General features: G+C 70.3%; 23 protein-coding genes and 4 pseudogenes. 13 read left to right on the forward strand and 14 right to left on the reverse strand.

Annotated features, from left to right (window positions below; all coding sequences use genetic code 11):
* Positions 1–43 precede the first annotated feature (43 nt).
* Positions 44–651 (reverse strand): annotated as a pseudogene (locus tag GXW83_RS15820) (NAD(P)H-dependent oxidoreductase).
* A 108-nt stretch (positions 652–759) separates the two neighbouring features.
* Positions 760–1422 carry an SDR family NAD(P)-dependent oxidoreductase gene (locus tag GXW83_RS15825; protein ID WP_182443707.1) on the reverse strand — a complete coding sequence of 221 codons (663 nt, stop codon included), beginning with the start codon at positions 1420–1422 and terminating at the stop codon, positions 760–762.
* 109 nt (positions 1423–1531) lie between these two features.
* On the opposite strand from GXW83_RS15825, the gene GXW83_RS15830 reads away from it, so the two are divergent.
* The gene (locus GXW83_RS15830) at positions 1532–1921 is read left to right on the forward strand and encodes a MerR family transcriptional regulator (RefSeq protein WP_182443708.1); all 390 of its coding nucleotides are present in this window, start codon (positions 1532–1534) and stop codon (positions 1919–1921) included.
* Positions 1922–1930: 9 nt separating this feature from the next.
* On the opposite strand, the gene GXW83_RS15835 is transcribed toward GXW83_RS15830, so the two are convergent.
* On the reverse strand, positions 1931–2398 hold the full coding sequence (locus GXW83_RS15835; RefSeq protein WP_182443709.1) for a DUF4265 domain-containing protein: 468 nt from the start codon (positions 2396–2398) through the stop codon (positions 1931–1933).
* A gap of 434 nt (positions 2399–2832) precedes the next feature.
* Here GXW83_RS15835 and GXW83_RS15840 point away from each other — a divergent pair, with 434 nt between their 5' ends.
* Positions 2833–3615 carry an IS5 family transposase gene (locus GXW83_RS15840; protein ID WP_182443710.1) on the forward strand — a complete coding sequence of 261 codons (783 nt, stop codon included), beginning with the start codon at positions 2833–2835 and terminating at the stop codon, positions 3613–3615.
* Here the strand turns inward: GXW83_RS15840 and GXW83_RS15845 are convergent.
* Complete coding sequence (locus GXW83_RS15845; protein ID WP_182443711.1) at positions 3581–4138, reverse strand: hypothetical protein; 558 nt, start codon at positions 4136–4138, stop codon at positions 3581–3583. The two genes, GXW83_RS15840 and GXW83_RS15845, sit on opposite strands and share 35 nt — an antisense overlap.
* Before the next feature lie 117 nt (positions 4139–4255).
* On the opposite strand from GXW83_RS15845, the gene GXW83_RS15850 reads away from it, so the two are divergent.
* On the forward strand, positions 4256–4495 hold the full coding sequence (locus tag GXW83_RS15850; RefSeq protein WP_182443712.1) for a hypothetical protein: 240 nt from the start codon (positions 4256–4258) through the stop codon (positions 4493–4495).
* 218 nt (positions 4496–4713) lie between these two features.
* Positions 4714–5064: a hypothetical protein gene (locus tag GXW83_RS15855; protein ID WP_182443713.1), complete on the forward strand. Its 351-nt coding sequence runs from the start codon at positions 4714–4716 to the stop codon at positions 5062–5064.
* A 510-nt stretch (positions 5065–5574) separates the two neighbouring features.
* Here GXW83_RS15855 and GXW83_RS15860 read toward each other — a convergent pair.
* On the reverse strand, positions 5575–5841 hold the full coding sequence (locus GXW83_RS15860; RefSeq protein WP_182443714.1) for a hypothetical protein: 267 nt from the start codon (positions 5839–5841) through the stop codon (positions 5575–5577).
* Positions 5842–6177: 336 nt separating this feature from the next.
* Here GXW83_RS15860 and GXW83_RS15865 point away from each other — a divergent pair.
* Both GXW83_RS15865 and GXW83_RS15870 read left to right on the forward strand, forming a co-directional pair.
* Positions 6178–6471, forward strand: a pseudogene (locus GXW83_RS15865) (transposase); the annotation flags it as partial.
* A gap of 217 nt (positions 6472–6688) precedes the next feature.
* Positions 6689–7093 (forward strand): annotated as a pseudogene (locus GXW83_RS15870) (ASCH domain-containing protein); the annotation flags it as partial.
* A gap of 242 nt (positions 7094–7335) precedes the next feature.
* Here GXW83_RS15870 and GXW83_RS15875 read toward each other — a convergent pair.
* Positions 7336–8304 carry a GlxA family transcriptional regulator gene (locus tag GXW83_RS15875; protein WP_182443715.1) on the reverse strand — a complete coding sequence of 323 codons (969 nt, stop codon included), beginning with the start codon at positions 8302–8304 and terminating at the stop codon, positions 7336–7338.
* Positions 8305–8403: 99 nt separating this feature from the next.
* On the opposite strand from GXW83_RS15875, the gene GXW83_RS15880 reads away from it, so the two are divergent.
* Positions 8404–9093, forward strand: a complete 690-nt coding sequence (locus GXW83_RS15880) for a DJ-1/PfpI family protein (protein ID WP_182443716.1) — start codon at positions 8404–8406, stop codon at positions 9091–9093.
* Positions 9094–9176: 83 nt separating this feature from the next.
* Here GXW83_RS15880 and GXW83_RS15885 read toward each other — a convergent pair whose 3' ends face one another.
* Entirely contained in the window at positions 9177–10061 is an 885-nt protein-coding gene (locus tag GXW83_RS15885) for an aldo/keto reductase (protein WP_182443717.1), read from the reverse strand.
* Positions 10062–10075: 14 nt separating this feature from the next.
* Positions 10076–11014 carry an NAD-dependent epimerase/dehydratase family protein gene (locus tag GXW83_RS15890; RefSeq protein WP_182443718.1) on the reverse strand — a complete coding sequence of 313 codons (939 nt, stop codon included), beginning with the start codon at positions 11012–11014 and terminating at the stop codon, positions 10076–10078.
* Between the two features lie 70 nt (positions 11015–11084).
* Between GXW83_RS15890 and GXW83_RS15895 the strand changes: the two genes are divergently transcribed.
* Entirely contained in the window at positions 11085–11993 is a 909-nt protein-coding gene (locus GXW83_RS15895; RefSeq protein ID WP_182443719.1) for a LysR family transcriptional regulator, read from the forward strand.
* A gap of 51 nt (positions 11994–12044) precedes the next feature.
* Here the strand turns inward: GXW83_RS15895 and GXW83_RS15900 are convergent, their stop codons facing one another.
* Together GXW83_RS15900 and GXW83_RS15905 are read right to left on the reverse strand one after the other, a co-directional pair.
* Complete coding sequence (locus GXW83_RS15900) at positions 12045–12788, reverse strand: MucR family transcriptional regulator (RefSeq protein WP_182443720.1); 744 nt, start codon at positions 12786–12788, stop codon at positions 12045–12047.
* 131 nt (positions 12789–12919) lie between these two features.
* The gene (locus GXW83_RS15905; RefSeq protein WP_182443721.1) at positions 12920–13525 is read right to left on the reverse strand and encodes a superoxide dismutase; all 606 of its coding nucleotides are present in this window, start codon (positions 13523–13525) and stop codon (positions 12920–12922) included.
* A 348-nt stretch (positions 13526–13873) separates the two neighbouring features.
* On the opposite strand from GXW83_RS15905, the gene GXW83_RS15910 reads away from it, so the two are divergent.
* A protein-coding gene (locus GXW83_RS15910; RefSeq protein ID WP_370466877.1) for an IS5 family transposase occupies positions 13874–14667 on the forward strand; the annotation gives its coding sequence in 2 pieces (ribosomal slippage) (positions 13874–14207 and positions 14207–14667; 795 coding nt in all).
* A 487-nt stretch (positions 14668–15154) separates the two neighbouring features.
* Entirely contained in the window at positions 15155–16267 is a 1113-nt protein-coding gene (locus GXW83_RS15915; protein WP_182443722.1) for a hypothetical protein, read from the forward strand.
* A 111-nt stretch (positions 16268–16378) separates the two neighbouring features.
* Here the strand turns inward: GXW83_RS15915 and GXW83_RS15920 are convergent, their stop codons facing one another.
* Entirely contained in the window at positions 16379–17158 is a 780-nt protein-coding gene (locus tag GXW83_RS15920) for an alpha/beta hydrolase (RefSeq protein WP_182443723.1), read from the reverse strand.
* 1816 nt (positions 17159–18974) lie between these two features.
* Here GXW83_RS15920 and GXW83_RS15925 point away from each other — a divergent pair.
* From GXW83_RS15925 to GXW83_RS15935, 3 genes are all read left to right on the forward strand, one after another.
* Complete coding sequence (locus tag GXW83_RS15925) at positions 18975–19583, forward strand: flavin reductase family protein (RefSeq protein ID WP_182447344.1); 609 nt, start codon at positions 18975–18977, stop codon at positions 19581–19583.
* A gap of 11 nt (positions 19584–19594) precedes the next feature.
* Positions 19595–20512 carry a Gfo/Idh/MocA family protein gene (locus GXW83_RS15930; protein WP_182447345.1) on the forward strand — a complete coding sequence of 306 codons (918 nt, stop codon included), beginning with the start codon at positions 19595–19597 and terminating at the stop codon, positions 20510–20512.
* 137 nt (positions 20513–20649) lie between these two features.
* Positions 20650–21447 (forward strand): PIG-L deacetylase family protein, encoded by a 798-nt coding sequence (locus tag GXW83_RS15935; protein ID WP_182443724.1) that lies wholly within the window; start codon positions 20650–20652, stop codon positions 21445–21447.
* A gap of 7 nt (positions 21448–21454) precedes the next feature.
* On the opposite strand, the gene GXW83_RS15940 is transcribed toward GXW83_RS15935, so the two are convergent.
* The 3 genes and pseudogenes from GXW83_RS15940 to GXW83_RS35345 all read right to left on the reverse strand — a co-directional run.
* Positions 21455–22801, reverse strand: a complete 1347-nt coding sequence (locus GXW83_RS15940) for an FAD-dependent oxidoreductase (protein ID WP_225447019.1) — start codon at positions 22799–22801, stop codon at positions 21455–21457.
* A 276-nt stretch (positions 22802–23077) separates the two neighbouring features.
* Positions 23078–24817: an MFS transporter gene (locus GXW83_RS15945; protein ID WP_370466714.1), complete on the reverse strand. Its 1740-nt coding sequence runs from the start codon at positions 24815–24817 to the stop codon at positions 23078–23080.
* 454 nt (positions 24818–25271) lie between these two features.
* Positions 25272–25382, reverse strand: a pseudogene (locus tag GXW83_RS35345) (hypothetical protein); the annotation flags it as partial.
* Positions 25383–25420: the final 38 nt, after the last annotated feature.

Consider the following 25420-nt stretch of genomic DNA (forward strand, 5'->3'; position numbering starts at 1 on the left):
TTGTTGCGCGTGCGGTTGTTGCGGTTGCTGTTGCGACGATCAGTCAGGCGGCCTTGAGCTGTGCGGCGATCTTGACGACGCGCTCGGCCTGGATACGGGCGGCGGTGCGGGTGGTGTCGTCGACGGGGTTGTTGCCTGGGCGTCGACGTGGGAGGTGCCGTAGGGGTTGCCGTCGACGAACTTGGCCGGGTCGGTGAAGCCGGGGGTGACGGTGACGCCGCCGAAGTGGTGGATCGAGTTGTAGAGGGCGAGGAGGGTGGACTCCTGACCGCCGTGGGCGGTGGCGCTGGAGACGAAGCCGCTGTCGACCTTGTCGGCCAGCTTGCCCTGGGCCCACAGGCCTCCGAGGCCGTCGATGAACTGCTTGAGCTGCGCGGAGATGTTGCCGAGGCGGGTGGGGGAACCGAAGAGCACCGCGTCGGCCCACTCGATGTCCTCGGCGCTCGCCTTGGGGACGTCCCGGGTGGCGGCGTGGTTGGCGGCCCAGGCCGGGTTGGACTCGATGGCGCCGGCCGGGGCGAGCTCGGCGGCCTTCAGCAGGCGGACCTGGGCGCCGGCCTTGACGCCGGCGTCGTGCAGCGCCTTGACGATCTCGGCGATGGTGCCGGTGGAGGAGTAGTAGACGATGGCGAGCTTCACGGGGGTGGACACAGGGGTTCTCCGTCTCGAGGTGGTGGTGTGGCTCTTGCGAAGGAGCGGGACTCCCGCTGGGGGTTCGGCTGGGGGTCCGGCCCGGCCGGATGCCGGCCGGGGACGTGTTCAGGCCAGCGCTGAGGCCGAGTGCACGATCTCGTGCTGCCACTGCGCACGCGGCTGCCGGTGCAGCGCCCAGTAGTGCTCGGCAATCAGGTCGGGGTCGGCGTCGGTGCCCGGCACGATGGCGCAGTCCACGGTCACGGTGGCTACGTGCACGCCGAGGTGGCCGTACTCCTGGTCGAGGATCCGGGTGAGCGCGCGTACACCGGCCTTGCCGAGGGACAGGCTCGTGCTGCGGCTGAGGGGTCGCGGCATGCCGCCGGTGATGATCACTGTGCCGCCGCCGGTCCGGGTCATCCGCGTAGCCAGGTACGTTGCCGCGTCCATCGCGCCGAGCACGTTCACCGACCACGCGTCCAGGTGCTGCTGCGTGCTCAGTTCGCCGGGCCGGTCCGGCTGGATGATCGCCGCGTTGTAGACGAGGACGTCGGGCATGCCGTGCGCGTCCACGGCGACGTCGACGGCGGCGTGCAGCGCCGCACGGTCGGTACTGTCGGCGCGCAGTGCGAGCACCTGCCCGGAGGTCCGCGTGCGGACCGCGGCGGCGACTTCGTGCACGGCTTGGCTACGGGCGATCGCCGCGACGGGCAGGCCCTCGCGCGCGAACCGCGCGGCGACCGAGGCGCCCAGGCCCGCTCCGGCGCCCACAATGACTAGTCCTGGCATGGGAATCTTCTCCAACTCGCTTGGTGTTGAACGCGATGACCGTAGGACCTCTCATCGGTGTGAGGAGCAAGTCATGCGGTATCGCCGCAGGTAGGAGCGGGGAGCACAGATGCAGATCGGCGAACTCGCCGCCCGTTCCGGCGTGCCGGAGCGTCTGCTGCGGTACTACGAAGAGCGCGGGCTGCTGGCCCCTGACCGGACGCCTGCGGGCAGGCGCCGCTATCAGGAGTCGGACGTAGTGCGTGTCGACACCATCCGGGCGCTGCTCGCTGCGGGCCTGAACACCGCGAACATCGCGGTCATGCTGCCGTGCGTGGGGTATGACGCGGGACGGCTGCTGCCGCAGTGCCCAGAGATGCTCACCCGCCTGGCCCGGCAGCGTCGGCGCCTGGACGAGTCGATCGAGGGACTCGAGCACTCATCGCCTGGTCGACGCGCTCCTGGCAGAAGCAGGGCCGTGACGCAGCCACGGCCCTGCTTCTGGTGGTCTGCCCGCTGACGTCGCAGGTCAGACCGGCTCATCCACGTTCCCGAACCACCACTCGACCCCGTCGACCTCCGCAGCCCCACCGTTCAGGCACTGCTCGATCGCGGCCAGCCCAACGGAACGTCCGATCTTCACCGCGATGAAGCGCAAGTTCGGCGGCGCTTCCGCGTGCCCGTCGAGGAGCCCAGCGGAGTCCGTGAGGTCCGCGAACTGTTCGCGGGTGAAGCCGTCCTCGCGAAAGGCCTGGACGCACACGTTCCCGCCCTGGCCCGCGGACTCGAACGCGCCGCTGTCGCTGTCGCTGTCGCTGACTCTCAGAAGGTCACCGGCCGCAAACCCGAGCACCAGGCCCGGACTGCCCGCGAGGACGAACAGGTCCGCCTCACGCCTCAAGGCACGCAGCACCTCACACACCGGCTGGCCGTCTTCTCCGTGCCCGGCCAGGAGTCTGATGTGGCAGGCGTCCACCGAGTGAGGGTCGATGATCACGAGCGTGATCGTGCCATACCCCTCACCCCGACCGCACCCCTCGCTCTGGAGCGCAGCTGCCCAGCGCACCGGTTCCGGCTGCGGACGGCGACAACCCGCTGGTGCTGGTCATCGACCTCGAGACCAGGCCTCCGCCGAAGCGCTGGCCAGGGTGCGCGAGGCCTAAGAAGCCGTCTTCGTACCGGTCATGGTGATCGCGAGTTCGATTGCGTCGACTCGGTGGGATGAACTTTCGGTAGTCGAGGCATGCAAGTAGGGCCTCCTGCACAGCTCGTGGGTATCGAGTCCAGAGCAATGCAGGAGGCCCTGTGCTGCAGTCTTCCCTTTTGGTGCCCGTGGGGTCCAACTCGGTTGCCCGGTCGTGTGACTGCCTCGCGCACAGGTTCGGGAACGCGGGCGACCGACCGGACAGGCGACCGAAATACCCCTCGGACATGACCGACGCGGAGTGGGCCGTGGTGCGCGAGGCGTTCCCGGTCCCGGCGTGGTTGAACGGCAGGGGCGGGCAGCCGGAGGGCTACTGCCACCGGCAGATGTTGGACGCCGTGCGCTACCTGGTCGCGGGCGGCATCACCTGGCGGTCCGTGCCGGCCGACTTCCCGGCCTGGGGCCGGGTCTACGCGTTCGCGCGCCGCTGGCGCCTGAGGGGCCTGCTGGCCGAACTCCACGACCGGCTGCGCGCGCTGGTGCGTGCGGATGCTGGCCGCGACCCGGAGCCGACCGCCGCCATCATCGACGCGCAGTCGCTGCGGGCCGCGCCCAGTGTTCCGCGTTCCACCTCCGGCTGGGACGGCGGAAAGCGGGTGGGCGGGCGCAAGCGGCACATCGTCGTCGACAGCCTCGGGCTGCTGCTGGCCGTGATGGTCACCGCCGCGAGCGTCCAGGACCGCGACGCCGCCCAGCCGCTGCTGGAGCGGGTGCGCGACCGCTACCGGAAGATCACGCTGGTGTGGGCCGACGGCGGCTATGCCGGTCGGCTGGTGACCTGGGCCTCAGAGAAACTGCGGGTCACCCTGCAGATCGTCAAGCGAAGCGAGGACGCCTCAGGCTTCGTGGTACTGCCGAGGCGCTGGGTGGTGGAGAGGAGCTTGAGCTGGCTGATGCGCTCGCGACGCCTGGTGCGCGACTACGAGGCCCTGCCCGAAGCCCACGAGGCCATGGTGCTGTGGTCGATGACCATGCTCATGAGTCGGCGGCTGTCCCGGCAGCGAGGGTGAAGGCGCCCGCGACCGGCTCGGCCAGCCAGCCCCGGTCCGCCAACCGCTTGACCCGTGACCGCACCCGGCCCTCGACATTCGCCGACGTCAGCTCCAGTCCCAGCCCGGCCGCGAGTTCCTGACACGACATCACCCCCTGGCCCTGCGCCGCCCTCGCGACCAGCAGGGCAAGAATGCGCTGGTAGTCGACCGCGAGTACGTCCGACTTCAACCCGGGCCGCCACACCGGCACGATCGAGCCCCGACGAGCTGGCCCTGCTGGAGGTGCCACCGCCTGCGAGGCGGCCACTGGTGCCGACGGTTGGCCCGTTGGCACCGGCTCGACCACTGCTGCCCGCGGCTCCGGCTCCGGCAGGTCGGCCAGGACCTCGCCGACCCGCTGCCGGGCGATCACCCAGCCCTGCCAGTCCGTCTCCGCTGCGGCAAGCTCCGCCAGGATCCGGTCCGCCGCCTCCCGCAATCCCTCCACGCGCTCCCGCGCGGCCAGTTCCCGAGCTTCCAGCAGACCCACGACCGACGCCACCCAGCACCTCCACCGACGAGAAACCCCGACGGCTCAACCCTTCCGCAGCTACGACAACGTCATACCTGACCTGCGAAAACAGCCGATCAAGTTCGGTACGAAAACGGCGTCTAAGGCATGGACCCGCACGAGCCCGGCAGCGTGCACGTCCGCACCGTCCCGGGGCCGGTGATCTGGCGGGATGAGGAACGGCTTGCGATCCAGCCGTGGAACGCGGACATGGTCCGGGCCTACGTGGACGGGCTGACCGGGCAGGGCATGCTGCTGGCCTGGCGGCTGTGCACCACCCCGGGCGTCCCGGTCGGCGTCGCGGACCTGGGCGCGTTCATCGTCCCGGACCTCTGGATTGGCAGGTAGACGGCGAACACCCGTCGGTGGCCTGGTGACGTGATCGTGTGTCAGTCGTTGACCGTACTGTCGACGGGAGCTCGGCCGGAGGCTTTCGGCGGCCTGTGGCAGCGTTGGCCTCACGACACGCGGACGCCCGCCATAGAGGAACGTTTCGTCAGACCCGCCGCACCTTAGGCTGCTCCCGAACGAAGTCTTGCGTGTTCTCTGGAGAGGGATCCCCGCTCATGCGCCTCCGCCATGCAGCCGTCGCCGCTGCCGCCGCCTTCGCGCTCGCCCTGTCACTGCCTGGACAAGCCATGGCCGCCGACTCCGCTCACGGCGATTTCCTTTACCAGTACAAGGACATCGTCGGCGTCACCCAGGTCGGCCGCCTGGTCGACCCGGACACCAGGGTGTGCATCAACCTCCCGGAGGTCCTGCCCGAAGGAATGACCTCCGCCTTCCACCCGGAGAACCAGACGGACGCGACCGCCACGGTCTGGACCGGCGCAGACTGCACAGGCGACTACACCACCATGAACCCCTTCACGACCCTCCCGGACAGCCAGCTCCTCCGGTCGGTGATCTTCAGCTGATCCTGGCTGGAGCGCACACGGCATCTGACTCGGCTGCCCGACTCACGGAGTGCTCGCGCGGCAGGCGGTGTGGACCGGGCCGGGACTTGCCCGGCCTGGTCGCCGGGAGCCCCGTGGAGCCGCATCTGGCGAGCGAGCTGCCGTGGAGCCGCCACCTGAGCACCGGCGCCGTGCTGTGCCGGCTGCGGACGGTGACCCATGAGCACGCCCTGGCGAAGCGGAAGCGAGAGCCGCTGGTGCCGGTCAGGGCCTGGACCGGCTGGCGAAGGACGCCGTGCTGCCGCTGGAGGGCCGTTTTGGGCGCGGACCTGCTCCAGCGGGTCGATGGCCTGACCGGCGTACCGCCGGTGACCGTTCGGCAGCGAGCGGCACGGAGGTGCGGGCAGTGCGGATTGGGGACGTCGTGGTCGGCGAGACCTCATCGCGAGCATCCCGCAGCAGGAGGGCGTCCGCTGGAACGGTCGCCCTCCTGGGGGATCGACGCGCGACCGACCGGCTGACCGGCAGCGCTCAGGAACGGGTGTCCTGGAGCCGGGGGTCGTCCGCGTAGAGTTCTGCCGCAGGCTGCTCGTACCGCGCGAGGGCGAGACCCAGGCCGAAGAAGGTCGGGGCCCACTCTCCGACGAAGATCCCCCAGCGGTCGGCCCGGTCTACGCCAGACGCCTCCATCTTGGCTGAGGCCATCCACGAGGCGAAGGAGAGCCCGATGGAGGCGAACGCGGCCGCGTAGGCGTGCTCGGACCGCAGCCCGGCCTCATACAGCTTCTTGACGATCATGAGATCGCACCTTTCAATCGACTCAGTCAGTCTGATACCTCGACTCTCTCTACGGCGGCCGCGCGGTGCACGCCGCAGCGGTTGTGCATCGACTCCGGGGCACGGTGTGCCGCGCGTATATCTGACCGAGGGCAGTGTGTGGTGGTCGGCACCGAAGCGCCGGTGTGCGAGGTGTGCGGGGGACCGGTGCCCGTCGTCGGGACCGGCCGTCCCCGGTCGTACTGCGGCAGGTCCTGGCAGTCCAACAGGGTGAGGCAGGCTCTTCGTAACGTGGATGCCGGCACACTGATGCCGCAGGTGAGGCCGGGAAGGGCACGACCGCTGTGGAGAGTGCACGTGATCGACACGGGTGACATCGACGTCTACCTGGGCCTGGACGTGGGCAAGGGCGAGCACCACGCCACCGCCCTGACCCCGGTCGGCAAGCGAGTCTTCGACAAGCGGCTGCCCAACACCGAGCCCCAACTGCGTGCATTGTTCGCCAAGTTGCAGGCCAGGCACGGCACCGTGCTGGTGGTGGTCGACCAGCCCGCCTCGATCGGTGCCCTGCCCTTGGCGGTGGCCCGCGACATGGGCTGCCGAGTCGCCTATGAGTCACTGGCGGCCAGATATCTCCCCGCTCGCTGGCCGCCAGTGGGGAGATCCAACTGGCCACTATCACCCGAGCCAGGCGTTCTCATCCGACCTGGCAACCCCGCAGCTCAGCACAAGATCCATAGACAGGTTCGATGCGACGGGATAGGTCTCACCAGGCCCGGTGGCGTCTCACCTGTCTGGGCGGTAGAAAAGCCCAGATGGCACGGCGAAAAGTGTGAGCCTCCAGGCCGCCGGCTGAGTAGCCTGCAGGCAGCTGGTCGCCGCGGTCCTGTCCGGCGCCAAGACCTCTACCTCCGCGCTGGTGCTGGGATACGAGCGGGAGAACGAACCGTTGACCACGGTTGGCCAACTGTCGGCCGTGGTCGACTCTGAAGGGCTCCGGGTGGCAGTGATCGAATTGACTGAGGTCCGGATAGTCCGACTCGCCGACGTCGACCCGCAGCATGCCCTCGACGAAGGCGAGGGCTATGCGTCGGTGGCCGAGTGGCGGGCTGTGCACGAAAAACTCTGGCACAGCGCGGAGGTGCGCGAGGAACTGGGCGACCCGGATTTCACCGTCGACGACGACACCCAGGTGCTGGCCCAGCGATTCCGACTGGTGGAAACGGTCAAACGAGCTCACCGTGAAGCAACACAGCCGGACCAGATCAGCTGAGACAACAGATCGCATCCCAGCTTCCGGGACCAGATCACTTGAGATTTTCGGCACCCCGGCGTCTCAATTGACCTGGTCGCCGCAGGTCACAGCCCCACTCGCAGACCAGATCATTTGACGGGACAATGGTGGAGTCGGGTATTGGAACTCTCGGAATGCCTGGGTCTGGGCTTCGGGTGGGGTGCTCAACGCTGGCCTCCTGGTCGGTGGTGGTTCCTGGTCGGGAGAGCGCAGTGCTGCCGTCAGGTAGCTGATGTGCTTTGTGTTGCTCGGTAGCGCGATGGCGGTGTCCCGTAGCGGCTGACGAATGCCTGGCGGAGCGTTTCAGCAGTTCCGAAGCCGCATTGCGCGGCCACGCTCGCCACGGGGAGCGAGGTGGAGGTCAGGAGGTGAGCGGCGGCCTCGGTGCGCGCGTCGCGCACGAAACGGCCTGGCGCCTTTCCAAGGTGGTCGATGAACAGGCGAGTCAGGTGGCGTTCGCTCACTCCCGCGTGGGCTGCCAAAACGGTGGCGGTCAGGTCGCCGGCCAAGTGGCTGGCGATGTAGTCGACGACTCGCTTGACCAGCCCGTTCGTGGGTGCTGCGGCGGCTGTGAACATGCTCATCTGTGCCTGGTTGCCGGGTCGTTGCAGATAGGTGACCAGGCCGCGGGCCACTGCGCGCGCCAGCTCCGCGCCGTGGTCCTCCTCGATGAAGGCCAGGGTCAGGTCCAGGGCGCTGGTGACGCCCGCCGCAGTGGACACGCTTCCATCGCGGATGTAGATCGGCGCCGGATCCACGGTGATCTCCGGGTAGGCGCAGGCCAGTCGCTCGGCATACCACCAGTGAGTGGTGGCGCGTTTCCCCTTGAGCAGGCCGGCGGCAGCCAGCACGGTGGCCCCGGTGCAGACCGAGGCCACTCTGCGGCTCTCCCTGGCCAGGCGGCGGACATGGCCGACGATCCGCGGGTTGTCCCCCGCGGCCTGGTGGCCGAACCCTCCCGAGACGATCAGCGTGTCCAGCGGCCCCTTGAGCCGCTCCAGGGATCGCTGGCTGTGCAACGTCAGCCCCGAGTCGCAGGTGATCGCACGGCCTCCCGGGGTGGCCACGCTCATGGCATAGGCGGGGCTGGCTCCGAGCCGGTTGGCGGTGATCAAGCTTGTCGTCACGCAGGCGATGTCCAGCAACTCGGCCCCGTCGTATCCGACGACGACCACCACTCGATCCTCCATGACCAGCACCCTATGTCGGAACGACGTGTATCCCAAGAATTCCGACCTGGTCGCTGTCTGCCCTTGGCGCCGCCATGGCCAGGGGCTGAAGGTGACGGCATGACCAAGACGCTCGCCTTCGTGCTCTACCCCGGCATCACCCCGCTCGACCTGGTGGGGCCGCTCCAGGTGCTGTCGGCGCTGGCCCAGATCGACCCGTCGTTCGAGGTGGCCGTCGTCGGCCAGGACCTCGTGCCCCTGAGCACCGACACGCCGCTGAAGCTGACGCCAAGTCACACGTTCGACCAGGTCCCCGATCCCTTCGCGCTGATCGTGCCCGGCGGGACCGAGCCGACCCTCGCTGCCCTGGCCAACGAGCCTCTGCTGGATTGGATCCGCCAGGCCGCACGGACTTCCGAGGTCGTCGGCTCGGTGTGTACCGGCTCCCTGATCCTGGGCGCCGCCGGTCTGCTCGACAGCCGTCAGGCCACCACCCACTGGGAATTCCGGGACCTGCTGGCCAAGTTCGGCGCGACGCCCGTCGCCGAACGCTGGGTCCAGGACGGTCCCGTGCTCACCGCCGCAGGAGTATCGGCCGGTATCGACATGGCCCTCCACCTGGTCGAACGCCTCGCGGGCGAACAGACTGCCCGCACCGTCCAACTCTTCATCGAGTACGACCCCCAGCCACCCCTGGGCGGCATCGACTGGCGGTCCGTCGACCTCGACTTCTTTAGGCCCCATGCCCGGGCCATGCTGGAGTCGGCCCTGTCAGATCATCCCGTGCTCCTGACCCGCCTGACAACCTGAGCATCGCCGCCTGGCGAACAGCCCCGAGCTGCATGGTTCTTGAGTTCGTTCCCTCATGACTGTCATGGACCGGGCTGTGGAATTCAGCCCGGCAGAGCGTCCTCAAGTTCCACGAGTTCCTGCGCGTTCAGCTTGAGTTCCACGGCCCTGGCGGAGTCGGTGATGGAGGCCGGGCGACTGGCTCCCGGTACCGGGATCACTGCCGGGGAGCGGGCGAGCAGCCAGGCCAGGGCGATCTGTTGTGGGCTGACGCGGCGTTCGGCGGCGATGCGGTGGAAGGCGGTGCCGATGGAGGTGGGGCCGGAGGGGCCGTCGAGGGAGCTGCGGGTGATGCCGCCGAGTGGGCTCCAGGGCAGGAAGGCCAGCCCCAGTTGTTCACTCAGCCGCAGCTCGGGCTCGCTGTCGCGGACGGCGGGCGAGTACTGGTTCTGCACGGAGACAAGTCCGTCGCCGAGGATCTGATGTGCCTGGCGGATCTGGGCGGTGCTGACGTTGGAGATGCCGGCGGCGCGGATGGTGCCGGCGTCGAGAAGCTCGCGCAGCGCGCCGACGGATTCCGCCCAGGGCACGGCCGGGTCCGGCTTGTGCAGCTGGTAGAGGCCGATCGCCTCGACGCCCAGGCGCTTGGCGGAGGCTTCGGCGGCTTGCTTGAGGTGGGCGGGGGTGGCGGTGACGGTCCAGCTGCCGTCGCCGGGGCGGCCGCGGCCGCCTTTGGTGGCTACCAGGACATGGGAGGTGTCGCCGCCGTAGCGGGCCAGGGCGCGGGCGATCAGCAGCTCGTTGTGGCCCGCCTCGCCCGCGTGCCAGTGGTAGCTGTCGGCGGTGTCGACAAGGGTGACGCCGGCGTCGAGAGCGGCGTGGACGGTGGCAATGGCCCGAGCCTCGTCCGGGCGGTGCTCGATGGACAGCGGCATGGCGCCCAGGCCGATGGCGCTGACGGCGGTGTGGGCGAGGGTGCGGTACTGCACGGTGGCCTTGTTCCTTACGCGGTGGGAGCGGCGGATATGGCGAGGGCTTCGGCGACGGCGCCGGGCAGCCAGTCGGTGGTGCGTGAGAAGGAGAAGCCCAGCGCCTTCGCGCGGGTGTTGCTCATGGCGTAGTGGCGGTCGAAGGAGAACGGCGAAGCCTTCTCGCCCGCTGGGACGGTCCGGTGGACGGCCTCCCTGCCAGCCTGCGTGGCGACGATCTCAGCGAGGCCGTGTACATCGAGCGGGCCGTCGGAGCAGGCGTTGACTGCACCGGTGAAGTCGGCTGCGGCCGCCCACAGCAGCAGGTCCGCCAGCTCCTGGTAGTGGATGAAGACCGTGGGCAGCGCGTTCGCGTGCACAGTGATCTCTTCGCCTCGTGTGATGCGCCCGGCATAGTGCGCCAGCCTGCCGGTGAATTCCTGCGCGCCGCCGCCGAGCACATGGGCGCTGCGGACAGCGGCGAAGGCGAAGCCGCCGGCGTGGGCGAGGACGGCCTCGGCCTGCCGCTTGCCCTCGGCGTAGTGCGCCTCCAGGTAGGCGTCGTCGTGCCAGGGCAGGTCCATGGCCACCTGCCAGGTGGCCGGGTCCACACTCTCCTCCGACACGGGCGTCCCCACGGGCACGGCCGGTAGGGCGGCGGTCGTGGGGTCGTAGACCTCGATCGTGGAGGTCATGACGTAGCGACGGGTGCGGCCGGCAAAGGCCCGGGCGGCGATGGCGGCCTGCACCGGTGTGTAGCAGATCTGGTCCACCACGACATCGAAGGTGCGGTCATCGAGCGCGGCCGTCAGGGCTGCCTCGTCGTTGCGGTCGACGACCAGGTGATCGACGCCGGCAGGCGGCGGAGTGGAGCCGCGGTTGATCAAGGTGACCTGGTGGCCCGCCGCCCGTAGGCGCTCCACCAGGAGCTTTCCGGAGTACCGGCTTCCGCCGATGACGCAGATCTTTTGCATGCCTCCATGCTGGAGACCTATCGTCATCAGCAGAAGTCCTGACCTACTGCATCCGCATTAAGGAAAACTGTTGATTGATGTGCAGCGGCTCCGGGTCCTGCGGTCGGTGGCGGAGCACGGCAGCTTCAACCGGGCGGCCATGGCTCTCCGCCTCACCCCCTCGGCCGTCTCCCAGCAGGTAGCTGCCCTGGAACGCAGCCTCGGTGCCCAGGTCGTCGCGCGCAGCACCCGAGGCGTCACCCTCACGCAGGCCGGCCAGATCATGGTCGGCGCCGCCGAATCCGTCGCCGCTGAGCTCGAACATGCACAAAATCAGGTCGCCGAGCTCAGCACTGGCCGCACCCAGCTCACCGTCGCCACGTTCACCAGCGGCGGCAGGCTCCTGCTGCCCGCCGCCCTCACCCAGCTCATGGCAGCCCATCCCCGCACCGTGCTCCATGTCAGGGAGGGAGAACCCGAAGACACCCTCCCCCTCGTCCGGCAGGGCGCCGTGGACCTCGCCCTCGCCTACCACTTCGACGGCCCGCTCCCCATCGGACCGGCCCTCAGCCCCAGCCTGGAGTGGACGCCGCTCCTGGAAGACCCCCTTCACGTCGTCCTACCGCCAGGGCACCGACTCGCCAACCACGACGCGCTCGACCTCGCCGAACTGGCCGCAGACCCCTGGGTGCTCGGCTGCCTGAAGACCGAGGCATACCTGCGCCGCTACGCCGAGCAGGCCGGCTTTGATCCGGAGATCCGCGGGACCACCACCGACTACTTCTTCGCCCGCTCCCTCGTCGCCGCTGGCATGGGAATCTCCCTGATTCCCTCCGTCGCCCTCACCCCCAAGATCCCCGGCTTGAGCGCCGTCCCGATCAAGCCGCCAGGCCCGATCCGGCACATCGGCGTCGCCACGATCGGCGGCCGTGCCCGGCCTCACGCCAGGATGCTCATCCATGCCCTTCGCGAGCAGGCAATGCAGCACAACGGGCTTTGACCCTCCGCGACCAGTGGCTGCGGTCATCGACGTTGGCGACCAGGGCGACGCTCAGGGCGTCCGGGCCGATTCCGCCCCAGCGGGCGCCGGTGCCCGAGGGGTACAGGTCGCACGATCTGCTCGTGGGCTGGCTCTGCGGGTGCGGAGCCAGCCGGTGATGTCGCTGGTGCCGAGGCGTTCGGCGGTCCTCTGGTCGTTGAGGGCGATGCGTGTGCGTCGGCCGGAGGCGGTGTTCTGGCCGGTGGCGCGGATGGGGATGGCGTAGCGGGCCAGTAGGCGTCGGGCTCGCTTGGGGCTCATGGCGATTTGGACGGCGGTGTTCTCGATGCTCAGCTCGTGCTCCATGTAGAGCGTCCGCAGGGCCGCCTCCACGGAGGGGAATCCCAGTGCTTCGATGGTCGCGGTCAGGTGCTGTTCGGCGGTGGCCTGCTGGGTGCGGCGGCCGGCGGCGAGTCGTTCAAGGCGTTCGCGTTCCAGTTCCTGGGAGACGCCGTGCTCGGTGAAGGCCGCTCGGGAGCGGCGGGAGAGTGCTCCGTTGCGGGCCATGGTCTGGCCTTGGGCGAAGTCGGTGCGCATGCGCTCGAAGGCGGTGTACGCCTCGGTGCGCATGCGCTCGGAGGCGGTGTACGCCTGGCGTTGGGCGGTGGAGCGGGCCTGGGTCAGTTGCCGGGCGCTGCGTGCTCGGCGGCGCAGGAGTCCGTACTGCTGGTGGTACTGGTCGGCGGTCATGCCGTGGGCGCGCAGGTGGGAGCCGAGGGAGCGGAATCCGCGTCCGCACAGGTGGCAGATGGCCAAGTCGGCCTCCTCGTCGCGTAGAAGCCGCCTAGGCAGTGGCTGCGGACGCCGTAGGCCGGGCCGGAGCGGCTCGGCCTCGGTGTGGTCCGGGGACGGTGAGTCGTCCCCGGACCGGTCCTGCTGGCGCATGCTCAGCTGCCGTTGAGGGCCTTGGTGTAGCGGGCGGTGACGTCGTTCCAGTTGACGAGGTCCCAGAGCTTGGTGACGTAGTCGGGGCGGACGTTGCGGTACTGGAGGTAGTAGGCGTGCTCCCAGGCGTCGAAGACCAGGAGCGGGGTGACGCCCTGGCCGACGTTGCCGTGGTGGTCGTAGACCTGGGTGACCACGAGGCGCTTCGCGAGGGGTTCCCAGCCGAGGATGCCCCAGCCGGAGCCCTGGACACCCACGGTGGCGGCGGTGAGCTGCTTCTTGAAGGTCTCGAAGCCGCCGAGGTGCTCGTCGATGGCGGTGGCCAGGGCGCCGTCGGGGCGGTCGCCGCCCTCGGGGGAGAGGTTCTGCCAGAACTGGGAGTGCAGGACGTGGCCGGACAGGTTGAAGGCGTAGGTCTTCTCCAGTCCGACCAGGCCGCCGAACTCCTCCTTGTCCTGGGCTTCGGCGATCTGTTCCAGGGTGTCGTTGGCGCCCTTGACGTAGGCGGCGTGGTGCTTGGAGTGGTGCAGTTCCAGGATCTCCGGGGTGATCGCCGGGGCGAGCGCGGAGTAGTCGTAGGGCAGGTCGGGGAGGTTGTACAGGGCCATGGATTTGCAGCCTCTCGTCGCGTGCGGTGTCTGATCGATCTTCCGACACCACTATTGCGAAGAGGTTGCAATAACTTCAAGTATGCACGAGCATGTTTTGCGGGGTGGGGCGGCTGGTCAGCCTCCCCGCTGAAGCCCGGTCCGGTACCGGTTCGGGAGTCCGTGCGAGTCCGCTGATCGTCTTCCCACCCGGCGCCCGCCGGGCCAGACGGCCGACCCACCCCACCCACTTCACCTCGCTTACCGCCTCATGCTCCTTACGGCGAAGGACGACGTTTTGCGGGTCCGAGGGAGTCGGGGGCTTAGAAGTCATCTCATTTGGACCGGTAGGCTGCGGTCGTGACGATCGTGGAGCGGTTGGTGCCGGATGGGCTGTGGGAGTTGTTCCAGCGGGTTGTGCCGGCCTCGCCGATCCGGCCGCAGGGCGGTGGTCGACGCCGCTATGGGGACCGTGAGGTGCTGGCAGCGATCATCTTTGTGGCCACATCGGGGTGCACGTGGGCCCAGCTGCCGCCATGTTTCGGCCCGTCGGGGCCGACAGCGCACCGTCGCTTCGCTGAGTGGAGCCGGGCGCGGGTGTGGGCGAAGCTGCACCGCCTGATCCTGGACGAACTCGGTGCCCGCGGCGAGCTCGACTGGTCGCGATGCGCGGTCGACTCGGTGAACATGCGGGCCATGAAAAAGGGGACCTGACGGGTCCGAATCCTGTGGATCGGGGCAAGTACGGGTCGAAGATCCACATACTCACCGAGCGCACCGGTTTACCCCTTTCAATCGGCATCTCCGGCGCGAACCTGCACGACAGCCAGGCCCTCGAGCCGCTCGTCCGTGGCATAGCGCCAGTCCGCTCCCGGCGTGGACCACGCCGTCGGCGCCCCGCAAAGCTTCACGCCGACAAGGCCTACGACTACGTTCACCTGCGGCGATGGCTCCGATCTCGCCACATCACCCCACGCATCGCCCGCCGCGGTATCGAGTCCTCCGAATGTCTGGGGCGCCACCGCTGGACCGTGGAGCGCACCGTCGCTTGGCTCGCCGGGTGCCGACGACTCCACCGTCGGTACGAACGCAAGGCTGACCACTTCCTCGCTTTCGCAGGCATCGCGGCCACGCTCATCTGCTACCGCCGGCTGGCCAAATGAGATGACTTCTAAGAAGCCGCCCCTCCGGTCGCGGGCCTCATCCCGGCGCGGGACAGCGGGACGGTTCATGGGCCCGAGGCCGGCCTGGCCCCATTGGTGATCTCCGAGGTCGACGTCGGGTTCTGGATCGCTTCCGTGCCAGGGCCACGGAGGGTCACCGGAAGCGGGATCGTGAACGGTTATCCCGACAGCGGAGGCCTTGGCCAGCTCTGGACCGGGCGGTCGGGCAGTGGCCTTCCAACCTGGCGGACCTGGAGCCGGGCGTCACCATCCACGGCCGGGACATGGTTCGGGTCCCCTTGATAGGCGGCGGGACCCCCGTACGTGTAGGCCGGGCGGCGTATCCGAACGGGAGTTCCGTCCTTCCCTTGGGGGAAGCTCGTGCCGTTCGTGATGCGCCGAACGCCTGAACGGTCACCCTACTTCGAGCTGATGGACGGCCGTCCCCAGCGGCTGTGCTTCCCTCACCCCTCGGAGGAACGCCGACATGCTTCACCGCAACGCCCTTGTCCGACAGGCCGCCTGCTGCGTCGGCGGAGCCACCCTCATCGCCGCCGCGGCCATCCCCGTCGCCTTCGCGGCACCCGCCGCCCGGCCCTGGCCCGGCATCCACCACCTGGTCCGATGCAACAGCTCCGCGCTGATCTCCGCGATCCAGGCGGCCAACGGCGGCAACGGCGGCATCCTGTTGCTGACTCCCCGATGCACCTACACCCTGACCACCGCTCTCACCGGCCAGGACGGCCTCCCGGCGATCACCAAACACATCACCGTCATCGGCAACCAGGCCACGGTCCAGCGCGCCTCGTCCGCGACCGCCCCGTTCCGGATCTTCGATGTGGCCTCCGGCGGGAATCTGGACCTGCGTAACCTCACCGTCCAGGGCGGCATGATCACCGGCCAGCCCGAACTCGGCGCGGGCATCCAGGTCCAGGCCGATGGAGACCTCGAACTCGCCTGTACCACCGTGACCAGAAACACCTCCGAGCGCAACGGCGGCGGTGTGGCCGTGCTCGGCACCGCCACCATCGTCGGCTCACGCCTGGTGGCCAACAGCGCGACCTTCGGGGCCGGGTTGGTCCAGTTCGGCAGCACTGCCAGCACCACCATCCGCCAGTCCGAGATCCAGCACAACGTCGCCAGCTTCGACGGCGGCGGCCTGGAATTCGGCGGCGGCACGGCCCGCGTGTCCGACACCGCAGTCAACAACAACACCGCGACCTCCGGCGACGGAGGCGGGGGCATCTACAACGACGCGGACCTGCAAATCGTCCGCACCAGAGTCGATCGCAACACCGCAGGTGTCCAGTCGACCCTGCCCGGGGGCGGCGGCATCTACAACGACGGCACCCTGTACCTGAGCAACAGCTCCGTGAGCGACAACAACGTCACCGGTGGAACGGCCCAAGGCGGAGCCATCTACAACCTCGGCGGCAGCGTCACCCTCATGCACGCCAGGATCACCGGGAACTCCGCACCCATCGCCCCCGGCGGGCTGTGGACGAGCACGCCGTTCGGGACCGCGGGCTCGCTCGTCGCGCGCAACAGGCCCACCAACTGCAAGGGCAGCCCGGTCGTCCCCACCAGCTGCGTGAACTGAGGCCGACAGCAGACGCTCGGGTGGCACGCTACGTGCACCGGAGAGCGTGGACACCGGTCTGCCTACGCCCCACGCGTTCGACTCATCCGACCCTGACGAGCACCACGCGGGCTACTCGGCGTAACCGTTGAGCCATTCGGCGATAGCGCAGGCGGTGTGCTGACCCGCGTCCTCCAGCATCATGTCGTGACCCACGCCTGGCACCAGCACCGGCGTCACGCCGTACAGTTCCGCGATGCGACGGACGTCATGGACAGGCGAGCGGTCGTTCTCGGGGCCGACGACCAGGACCGGGCAGGTGATGGAACCGGTGTCGATGTGGATGCTTCCGTCGCTGTAGGCGTTGACCACAGCAGGGGACTCCGGCCGCAGGCGGCCCATGACGGTGTCGAGGGCCGCCTCCGGCAGGTGGTGAAACCATTGTTCGCGGGCCTGGTCGCGGCTGACCATCACCGGCCGGTCAATCGGGTAGGGCGCGGCACGCATCGCCCCGAGCTGGCCGGGACCCACAGCAGACACCAGCACCAACGCACTCGGCGGGGATTGCTGGGCCGCGAGCTGCGCGACCAGGCCTCCCATGCTGTGCCCGAGCAGGGCCGTACCCGGGCCGGCGCGGTCCAGCACCGCCAGCAGATCCGCGGCGTAGTCCGCAGGGGTGAGGGAGAGATACTCCCCAGTCGCGACGGTTCGGGAGCCAGTGTGGTTCGGGAAGGACATGGACAACGGCGTCCAGCCTGCCCGTGCGAACACCGGCATCCACCGCTCGAACGCCCACCAGCCGTGAAGGGATCCCGGGACAAGCACCACACACCCGCGTTCCTGGACCACCGCCGGATCACGGGCTCGGCGGACCAGCAGCCCGTCGACGTCCAAGTCGGTCCACTCCAGCACCGCCGCGCCTCCTTAGTGCCTGACGCTGTCGGGGATCTTGTATGACGACGCGAGGTCTTCTACTCCATAGCCTGGCCCGCATGACGACGATTGACGACCTGACTGCCCTGGTGCCCCCGCCGGCGCATCTGAGTCAGGTCGAGAATGCCCTCGGCTAGAACTCCCCGCTGACCTGACCGACAACACCCGGGGCTGTACCGAGCAGACCCAGCAGTACCTGGACGCGCAGCACGTCAACGCCGAGGCCGTCATCGACTCCCCTACCGGCAGCTACCCCTCGTTCAACAGGCTGGACTTCGGCTGCCATGCCTGCGTTCCGTCGGCGGAACCCGGTGATTTGCCACCGAGGCGCGACTTGGCGTGTCCAGCTCCTCTTGATCGCCCTGGGGACGGTTATGGCGGCGCTGGTCGGAACCCGGCGCCGCTGGGTGCGGGCGTACGTGGTCAACGCCATGGCGAAGGGGGAGCGGTCGAACGGACACACGCACCGCCTGACCGTGATGTTGAGGGCGCAGGACCTACAGGGCGGTGACCTGCTGGTCGGGGACCGGCGTTCGGGTTTCGCTCCGCTTCCCGAGATCCCGTAGGGGGCGGGTGTGGGGGGAACGCCGTCCCAGCGCACGGTGGAGGTCGTGAATCCGCGTACGGACAGCTTCGGGACCGGGACGCTGGTCGCGCCGGGGCCGGTGCTGACGGCCTTCCATGTGGCGTGTCCGGGGGAGGACGAAGGGGGGTCCAGGTGCGCGCCCTGGCGGGTGGTCCGCAGGTGCCCGCCCAGGTGGTGTGAGCGCACTCCGGTATGGACGCGGCGCTGGTGCGTGCCGATGAGCAGGTCCTGGGGACCGGGCTCTCGCCGGTGCGGTGGGGCGAGCTGGTGTGCGAGTTCGCCGCTCACCGCCCGGTGTGCACGCTGACCGGGTTCCCCAACGGGATGCACCGCGAGGGCCCCACTCCGCGGGGCGTGGACGAGTCGAAGACCGTGGACGGAAGGATCAAGCCGGGCAGCGGCGAGCGCTCCAAGCTCTACATGCTGGAGCTGGACGACGCGCCTCCCGACTCGCTCGAGTTCTGGCGCGGGGTGTCCGGGGCGGCGGTGTTCTGCAACGACATGGTCGTCGGGCTGACCTACAGCGCCGCCGACCGCCGGGACCAGAAGATCCTGCTGGCTGTGCCGTCGGTTCGGCTGCTGGCGGCCAGGGGCTTCGCGCGCGCGGTCGCGCAGGCGTCTGGGATGCCGCCGCAGATCCGCCCGGCGGACCTGGACTCCTTGTTCGTCGACCTGGCCGACCCGCAGATGTCCTCCTCCCACCTGCTCGACCCCCGCTCGCGGGTCGTGCCGCTGCGAGGGAAGGCCGGCGCCCTGGAGGACCTGCGGGACTGGTGTACCACCACGCGCCTGACTGATGTCGCCCTGGTCACCGGCACCGGCGGCGTCGGCAAGACGCGCCTGGCCGCCGAACCCGCCGCGCTCCTTGCCGAGCAGGGCGCCCAAGGCGATGAGTCCTGGATCCACGGCACACTGGCCGACCGGCCCCGCGCCGGCAGTACGGGCTACGAGGCCCTTGGCCGCTCGCGTCATCCGCTGCTGGTGGTCGTCGACTATGCGGAGTCCCGCGGGGCCGCCCGGCGGGCCTGCGGAGGGACTTCGAAGTCCTCGCAGAGGGGGAGAGTGGCGGCGGGCATGGTGCTGTCGGCTCCTGCGGTCGAGTTGGTCCAGCCCTGGACTCTCCTTCGGATTCCGCTGCTTGATGGTGCCGCTGACCTGGTGCTACGGTCTGCGACCGACTCGGTCGGGTGCTGGTGGATACTGATCGACATGCGCATCGACTTCGATCCGGCCGCGATGGACTCGTCGGCGTTCTACAAGCTGCTGACTGCGGTGGTGGTGCCCAGGCCGATCGCCTGGGTGTCGACCATGTCGGCTCCACCACTGCTTACTGCGAACCTCGCACCGCACTCGTTCTTCACGGTGGCGTGCACGGCGCCGCCGATCGTGCAGTTCACGTCGGTGGGGCGGAAGGACACGTTGAACAATGTGGAGGCGACGGGGGAGTTCGTGGTGAACTTCGTGTCGGAGCCGTTGTTCGAGCAGGTCAATGCGACCGCGACGAACTTCCCGCCGGGGGTGGGGGAGTTCGAGGCGGTCGGGATCGAGCAGGAGCCGTCGCTGCTGGTGAAGCCGCCGCGGGTGGCGGCGTCGCCGGTGGCGTTGGAGTGCCGGCTGCACAGCACGCTGTGCCTGGGCAACTCGACCGTGGTCTTCGGGGAGGTCGTCCACGCCGTGGTGAACGAGGACGTGCTGGTCGACGGCCATCCGGAGATGCGGGCGCTGCGGCCGCTGTCGCGGCTGGGCAAGGACGAGTGGGGGACCACCGGCGAGATCCGCGACCTCGCGCGCATCCGGTACGAGGACTGGAAGGCATGAGCGCCGCTCCGCTGCGTGTCGCCGTGATCGGCCTCGGCGACATCGCACAGAAGGCGTACCTGCCGGTGCTCACCGCCGAGCCCGGCCTGGAGCTGAGCCTGATGACCCGGGACCGGGCCAAGCTCGACCGGGTCGGGGAGCAGTACCGGATCTCCCGCCGTCACCCGGACCTGGACGGGCTGCTGGCGGACGGGGTCGATGCGGCCTTCGTCCATGCCGCCACCAGTGCGCATGTACCGCTGGTGGAGGCGCTGCTCGGCGCCGGTGTACATGCATTTGTCGACAAACCGCTTGATTACTCGCTCGCCGGGTCGCGCAAGCTGGTCGAGCAGGCCGAGGCGGCCGGGCTCTCGCTGATGGTCGGCTTCAACCGCCGCTACGCCCCGGACCACGTGGAGGCGCTGGAGCACCCGCGGGATCTGATCGTGCTGCAGAAGAACCGCAGCATCGGCCCGGAGCAGGCCCGCCCGTTCGTCTTCGACGACTTCATCCACGTCGTGGACACCCTGCGGTTCCTCGTGCCCGGGGAGGTGACGCGCACATCCGTGCGCCACCGGGCGCCCGACGGCCTGCTGCACCATGTGGTGCTGGAGCTGTCCGGCGACGGCTTCACCGCGCTGGGCATCATGAACCGGCTGAGCGGCTCCACCGAAGAGGTGCTGGAGCTCTCCGGGCGGGGCGCCAAGCGCGAGATCGTCAGCCTGAGCGAGGTCGTCGACCACAGCGGCGGTCGCCCCGCGCTGCGGCGGCGCGGCGACTGGGTCTCGGTCGGGTGGCAGCGCGGATTCGTCCAGATGTGCCGGGTCTTCCTGGACGCCGTGCGCCAGGGCGTGACGCTCTCCGGCCGGGACGCCCTGCTGACGCACGAGCTGTGCGAGCAGATCGTGCGGCAGGTCGAGGACGGTGACGGCGCCGCCCCGACGGGTTGACCGGGCCGCCGCCGACGCGGTGGTCGACCCGCAGGGCCGGAGCGGCGGGCTCGGCATCCGTGCGGTGTGTCGGGCCTCCCCGTTAGAGTTGTCCGTGCTGGCGGACGAATGCCAGTTCTGAGGCAGGGGAGGGTCCGATGGTTCGATCACGGGGCCTGATGGCGGTTCACGCGCACCCGGACGACGAGTCGTTGTGGACCGGTGGCGTCCTTGCCCAGCATGCCGCCGAGGGCCGTCCCACCGCCGTCCTCACCTGCACCGACGGCGAGCTGGCCGAGGGCGGCTCCTTCGCCGCGCCCGGGACCAGGGTCAAGGAGCTGGCCCAGGCCCTCGCCGTGCTCGGCGTCGCCGAGTCCGGCATCCTGCCCTACCGCGACTCGGGCCATCTGGGCCGCGGCAAGGGCTCGTTGTGCGAGGCCCCGATGGACGACCTGGTCGCGGACCTGGTCGCGCGGATCCGCTCGTTCCGGCCCGCAGCGGTGGCCACGTACGACGCCTTCGGCATATACGGCCACCCGGACCACGTCCGGGTGCACCGCGCCGTCCTGGTCGCGGTCGAGGCGGCGGCCAGCGCGCACCTGTGGCCGCAGGCCGGTCCGGCCTGGGCGGTGGAGTCACTGTGGCTGGCCACCCTCCCCGAGTCGCTGGTGCAACGGCTGCTCGAGCTGGGCCTGGAGTCACCCCTGCCGTGCACCCCCGACGCCCGGATCGCCGCCGCCGTCGACGTCCGGCCCTGGCTGGACGTCAAGTGGGAGGCCGTCCGGGCGCACGCCTCCGAGTTCGCGCGGGGCGCCCGGATCGCCGCCTTCGAGGAGCCGCAGCTGCGCGAGCTGTGCCTGGGACGCGAGTGGTTCCTGTACCGGCCGGGGCCGGGAGCCCGCGGAGGGATGTCCGCGGACCCCGGCGTCCTCCTGGCCGACGCCGACCTGGGCTGATCCGACGTCAGCCGGTGTGTTGGGCAGTGCGCTGGGCGGCGTGCCGGGCCGCCGCCGGGGCTATCCGGGAGGCCGCGTAGCGGGTGCCGACGACGAAGCGCATCATCGGGCCGAAGGCCGGAGCCGCCAGGTTGCCGGTGAAGAACAGCCCGGGGACGCTCGACTCGAACGCGGACGACAGCCGTGGCCCGAGCGCGCCCGGAACCCGTACCAGGGCGTCCCGCAGCTCGGGCGCGAGGAAGCGCGTCGCGCTGATGTCGATGGTGTACCCGGTCGCGGCCAGGACGTGGTCGACGGTCATCTCCGCCGGACCGGAGCCGGTACCGGCCAGGCGCAGCCGGATGCCGTCCGGACCGGCCTCGGCCCGGGCGACCTCGCGGCCGGTGTGGATGGTGACCCGTCCCTCCACCCGGTCGCGCAGCCACCAGCCGCCGGAGGGGCCGAGGACGCGGCGCAGGATGTAGCGGCGGGCCGGGCCGGGAAGCCTGCGCACCAGCTCGGGGGAGGCGCAGATGACCGCCAGGGCCCAGCCGGTGCCCAGCGGCGACGAGGGCTTGACCACCCGCCGCAGCAGGCTGCGGTGCAGCACCGGACGGCCGCCGAAGATCACCTTGTTCGCGCGCACCAGCACGTCGACCGTGGCACCGGACTCCTGCATCAGCGCCGCGCTCTCCAGCGCCGACTGCCCGCCGCCGACCACCGCGACGCGCTGCCCGGCGAAGACCGACAGGTCGGCGTGCTGGCTGGTGTGCGACAGCAGCGCGTCCGCCGCCGGGCCCTCGGGGGCGAGGTGGGACAGCTTCTGCGGTATGCGCGCCAGGCCGGTCAGCCCGGAGGCGACGACCACGGCGGACGCGGTGAACTCCTCGCCGTCCTCCAGCCGGACGGTGAAGCCGCCCGCGCCGCCGCTCCCGGCGCCGCTGCCGGTCACCGACGCCACCCGGGTCTCCTCGACCGGCCCGACGTGGCGGTCCTGGAACCACTGGCCGTAGCGGACGAAGAGCGTGCAGGGGATGGGGGTCAGCTCGGTCAGCTCGGGCTCGCCCACGGCCCGGACGAAGTCGGACAGCTCGGCCCCGGGCACGGGCGCGGCCAGGTCCACGGCGTCCGGGGTGGACTTGAGGAACATCCCCGAGGCCATGTCATGCCGCCAACTGCCCATCACCACGCCGAACACCCGCACGGGCACCCCGAGCGCGCGCAGGTACGCGGCCACGGACAGGCCGTACGGTCCGGCTCCCACCACCACGACGGGGGCTGCTCCGGCGGAGCCGCCCGGGCCGGGCGCGGCGCTGCTCTCCTGCTCGGTCTCCTGCTCCAGGAGTGGATCCTGCTTGGAAAGTGGCTGGACCACTGAACCCCCACATCATCGGCGTGCGCCTCTCCCCAGGACGCACGGCGGCAGACCCGCCACGGCCCGCTCGCGCCAGCGATCGACCGGTGGTGACGGTATCAGGCCCCAGTGTGATCCATGCAGGTAGGGAACAGGAGGACTTCCGCGAAACTGACCACTTCCTGCATCGACGGCCATCCATGCCCATGACCGTCCATCACCACCCATCACGCCCGGGACCGCCCATCACGCCCATGTCCGCCCATCCCGGCCCGGGGTTGTCGGGAGGGCGGCCGGTCAGGCGGCGGCTCTGGGCGCGGCCCGGTCGGGCCGTTGGGTGTACACGGGCACGCCCGGCTCCGGCGCCGCCTCGGTGCGGACCTGGACGCCGGTGTCGGCCAGGGCGTCGGCCAGGGCGTCGGCTGCGGTGTCGGCCGGGAGGCCGGCTTCCGCGCCGGCGTCGGCGGTGGGGGTGTCGCTGCCCGCGCGGCGGCCGGGCCGCAGCAGCGCCCAGACCAGGACCGAGGCGCCGACCAGCAGCGCGCCGGACAGCAGGGCCGCCAGGTTCATCCCGTGGACGAAGGCGTCCCGGGCGCTGGTCAGCAGCGCCTCCCCGCTCGCCTGCGGCAGCGAGGCGGCGGTGTGCACCGCTCCGCCCAGTGAGTCGCCGGCGTCGGCCGCCGCCGGGCCGCTCACCCCGGCGGGCAGCACCAGCCCGGAACGGTAGGCGGCGGCCAGCACCGATCCGACCAGGGCGATGCCCAGGGCGGTGCCCAGCTCGTACGCGGTCTCGGAGACCGCGCCCGCCGCGCCCGCCTTCTCCTGCGCGGCGCTGCTCAGCACCATCGTCGTGGACAGGGCGTAGACGGCGCCCTCGGCGACGCCGGTGATCAGGAAGGCCACGGCGATCAGCAGGTACGGCGTGCCGGCCTGGATCCAGCCGAGCGCGCCCAGGCCGAGGCCCATCGCCAGCAGCCCGCCGGCGAAGGCCGCGCGGTGGCCGCAGCGCCGGGCCGTGTATGCGGCGGCGAGGCCGCCGACGGCCGACCCGGCGAAGGCCGGCATGTCGGCCAGCCCGGCCTGCAGCGGCGAGTAGCCCCGCACCAGCTGGAAGTACTGGGACAGGAAGAAGATCACCCCGCCCAGCCCGATCAGTGCGATCAGCGAGCCGAGGGCGGCGGCGGTGAACCGCCGGTCGGCGAACAGCCGAACGTCCAGCAGCGGCACCGGCAGCCGCAGCTGCCGCCGGACGAAACCGGTCAGGCAGAGCACGCCCAGCACGGCGGCGGCGATCACCTGCGGCCGGGTTCCGTCGCCGATGGCCGCCTCCTTGACGGCGTACACCACGCCGACGATCCCGACCAGGGAGAGGCCGACGCTGGGCAGGTCCCAGGCGCCCGCGCCCGCCTGCGGGTCGCGGGACTCGGGCAGCAGCCGCCAGCCGAGCACCAGCAGCAGCGCCACCAGCGGGACGTTGATCAGGAAGACCGCGCCCCACCAGAAGTGCTCCAGCACCAGCCCGCCGAGCAGGGGCCCGGCGGCGGCGCCCGCAGTCGCGGCGGCGCCCCAGATGCCGATGGCCCTGGCGCGCTCGCGGTCGTCCGGGAAGAGGTTGCGGATCAGCGAGAGCGTCGAGGGCATGATGGTCGCCCCAGCGACGCCGAGCAGCGCCCGCGCGGCGATCAGCCAGCCGGCCCCGGGGGCGTAGGCGGCGAGGACGGAGGCGGCGCCGAACGCGGCCGTGCCGATCAGCAGCAGCCGCCTGCGGCCGATCCGGTCGCTGAGCGAGCCCATGCTGACGAGCAGCCCGGCGATGACGAAGGAGTAGCTGTCGCCGATCCACAGCAGCTGGGTGGCGGACGGGTGCAGACTCTCGCTGATGAAGGGGATGGCCAGGAACAGCACGGTGGCGTCCAGGGCCACCAGCAGCACGGCGAGCACCAGCACGGCGAGGGCGATCCAGCGCCTGCGCGGGCCGGCGGGCCGGGGATTTCGGTAGGCGGACGTGGTCTGCGCGACGATCGGGTCGGCGGTCACTTCGGGTCTCTCCTGAGGGCGCCGCCGAGGAAGAGCTCGGTGAGGGCGTGGTTGCTGTCGCGGGGGCCAGGCGTCCGTCCTGGACGGCCCAGCCGACACCGGCGAGCAGGTCGAAGAAGGCCTCGCTCAGCCAGGCGGCGGGCAGTTCGACGCGGAAGGCGCCGGACTGCTGGCCGCGCAGGAACAGCGCGGCGACGCGCGCGTCCATGGCCTCCCAGGCGTCGTTGATGCTGTCGTCGTCGAACAGCCGGTTCTCGCCGGCGAGCAGGGCCGCCAGGGTGGACTCCGGGATGACCGCCTCGGCGAGGCGGCGGACGGCCTCGACCGGATCGCCCTCGTCCAGCGCGGCCGAGTCCAGTGCGGCGGACATGCGGCGCAGCGCGTGCGCGGCGACGTCGCGGACCAGGGCGTCGCGGCCGGGGAAGAGGCGGTGCAGGGTGGCCCTGCTGATGCCGGCCGCGCGCGCGATCTCGTCCATGGCGGCCGTGGGCTGCCGGGAGAGCACGCCGACGGCGGCAAGGAGTACTGAGTCGCGGTCCGTGGCCATGATGCAAGGATAGCTCATCTGAGACACGTGTGTCTCACGAGCTACTGGAATGTCTC

The sequence above is a fragment of the Streptacidiphilus sp. PB12-B1b genome (assembly GCF_014084125.1).
Classification (GTDB): Bacteria; Actinomycetota; Actinomycetes; order Streptomycetales; family Streptomycetaceae; genus Streptacidiphilus.

Bases quoted from the DNA above. Each gene is read 5' to 3' on its own strand.
- GXW83_RS15825 (WP_182443707.1), bottom strand. From the start codon at position 1,422: ATGCCAGGACTAGTCATTGTGGGCGCCGGAGCGGGCCTGGGCGCCTCG.
- GXW83_RS15830 (WP_182443708.1), top strand. From the start codon at position 1,532: ATGCAGATCGGCGAACTCGCCGCCCGTTCCGGCGTGCCGGAGCGTCTG.
- GXW83_RS15840 (WP_182443710.1), top strand. From the start codon at position 2,833: ATGACCGACGCGGAGTGGGCCGTGGTGCGCGAGGCGTTCCCGGTCCCG.
- GXW83_RS15850 (WP_182443712.1), top strand. From the start codon at position 4,256: ATGGACCCGCACGAGCCCGGCAGCGTGCACGTCCGCACCGTCCCGGGG.
- GXW83_RS15855 (WP_182443713.1), top strand. From the start codon at position 4,714: ATGCGCCTCCGCCATGCAGCCGTCGCCGCTGCCGCCGCCTTCGCGCTC.
- GXW83_RS15860 (WP_182443714.1), bottom strand. From the start codon at position 5,841: ATGATCGTCAAGAAGCTGTATGAGGCCGGGCTGCGGTCCGAGCACGCC.
- GXW83_RS15875 (WP_182443715.1), bottom strand. From the start codon at position 8,304: ATGGAGGATCGAGTGGTGGTCGTCGTCGGATACGACGGGGCCGAGTTG.
- GXW83_RS15880 (WP_182443716.1), top strand. From the start codon at position 8,404: ATGACCAAGACGCTCGCCTTCGTGCTCTACCCCGGCATCACCCCGCTC.
- GXW83_RS15890 (WP_182443718.1), bottom strand. From the start codon at position 11,014: ATGCAAAAGATCTGCGTCATCGGCGGAAGCCGGTACTCCGGAAAGCTC.
- GXW83_RS15905 (WP_182443721.1), bottom strand. From the start codon at position 13,525: ATGGCCCTGTACAACCTCCCCGACCTGCCCTACGACTACTCCGCGCTC.
- GXW83_RS15915 (WP_182443722.1), top strand. From the start codon at position 15,155: ATGCTTCACCGCAACGCCCTTGTCCGACAGGCCGCCTGCTGCGTCGGC.
- GXW83_RS15925 (WP_182447344.1), top strand. From the start codon at position 18,975: ATGCGCATCGACTTCGATCCGGCCGCGATGGACTCGTCGGCGTTCTAC.
- GXW83_RS15935 (WP_182443724.1), top strand. From the start codon at position 20,650: ATGGTTCGATCACGGGGCCTGATGGCGGTTCACGCGCACCCGGACGAC.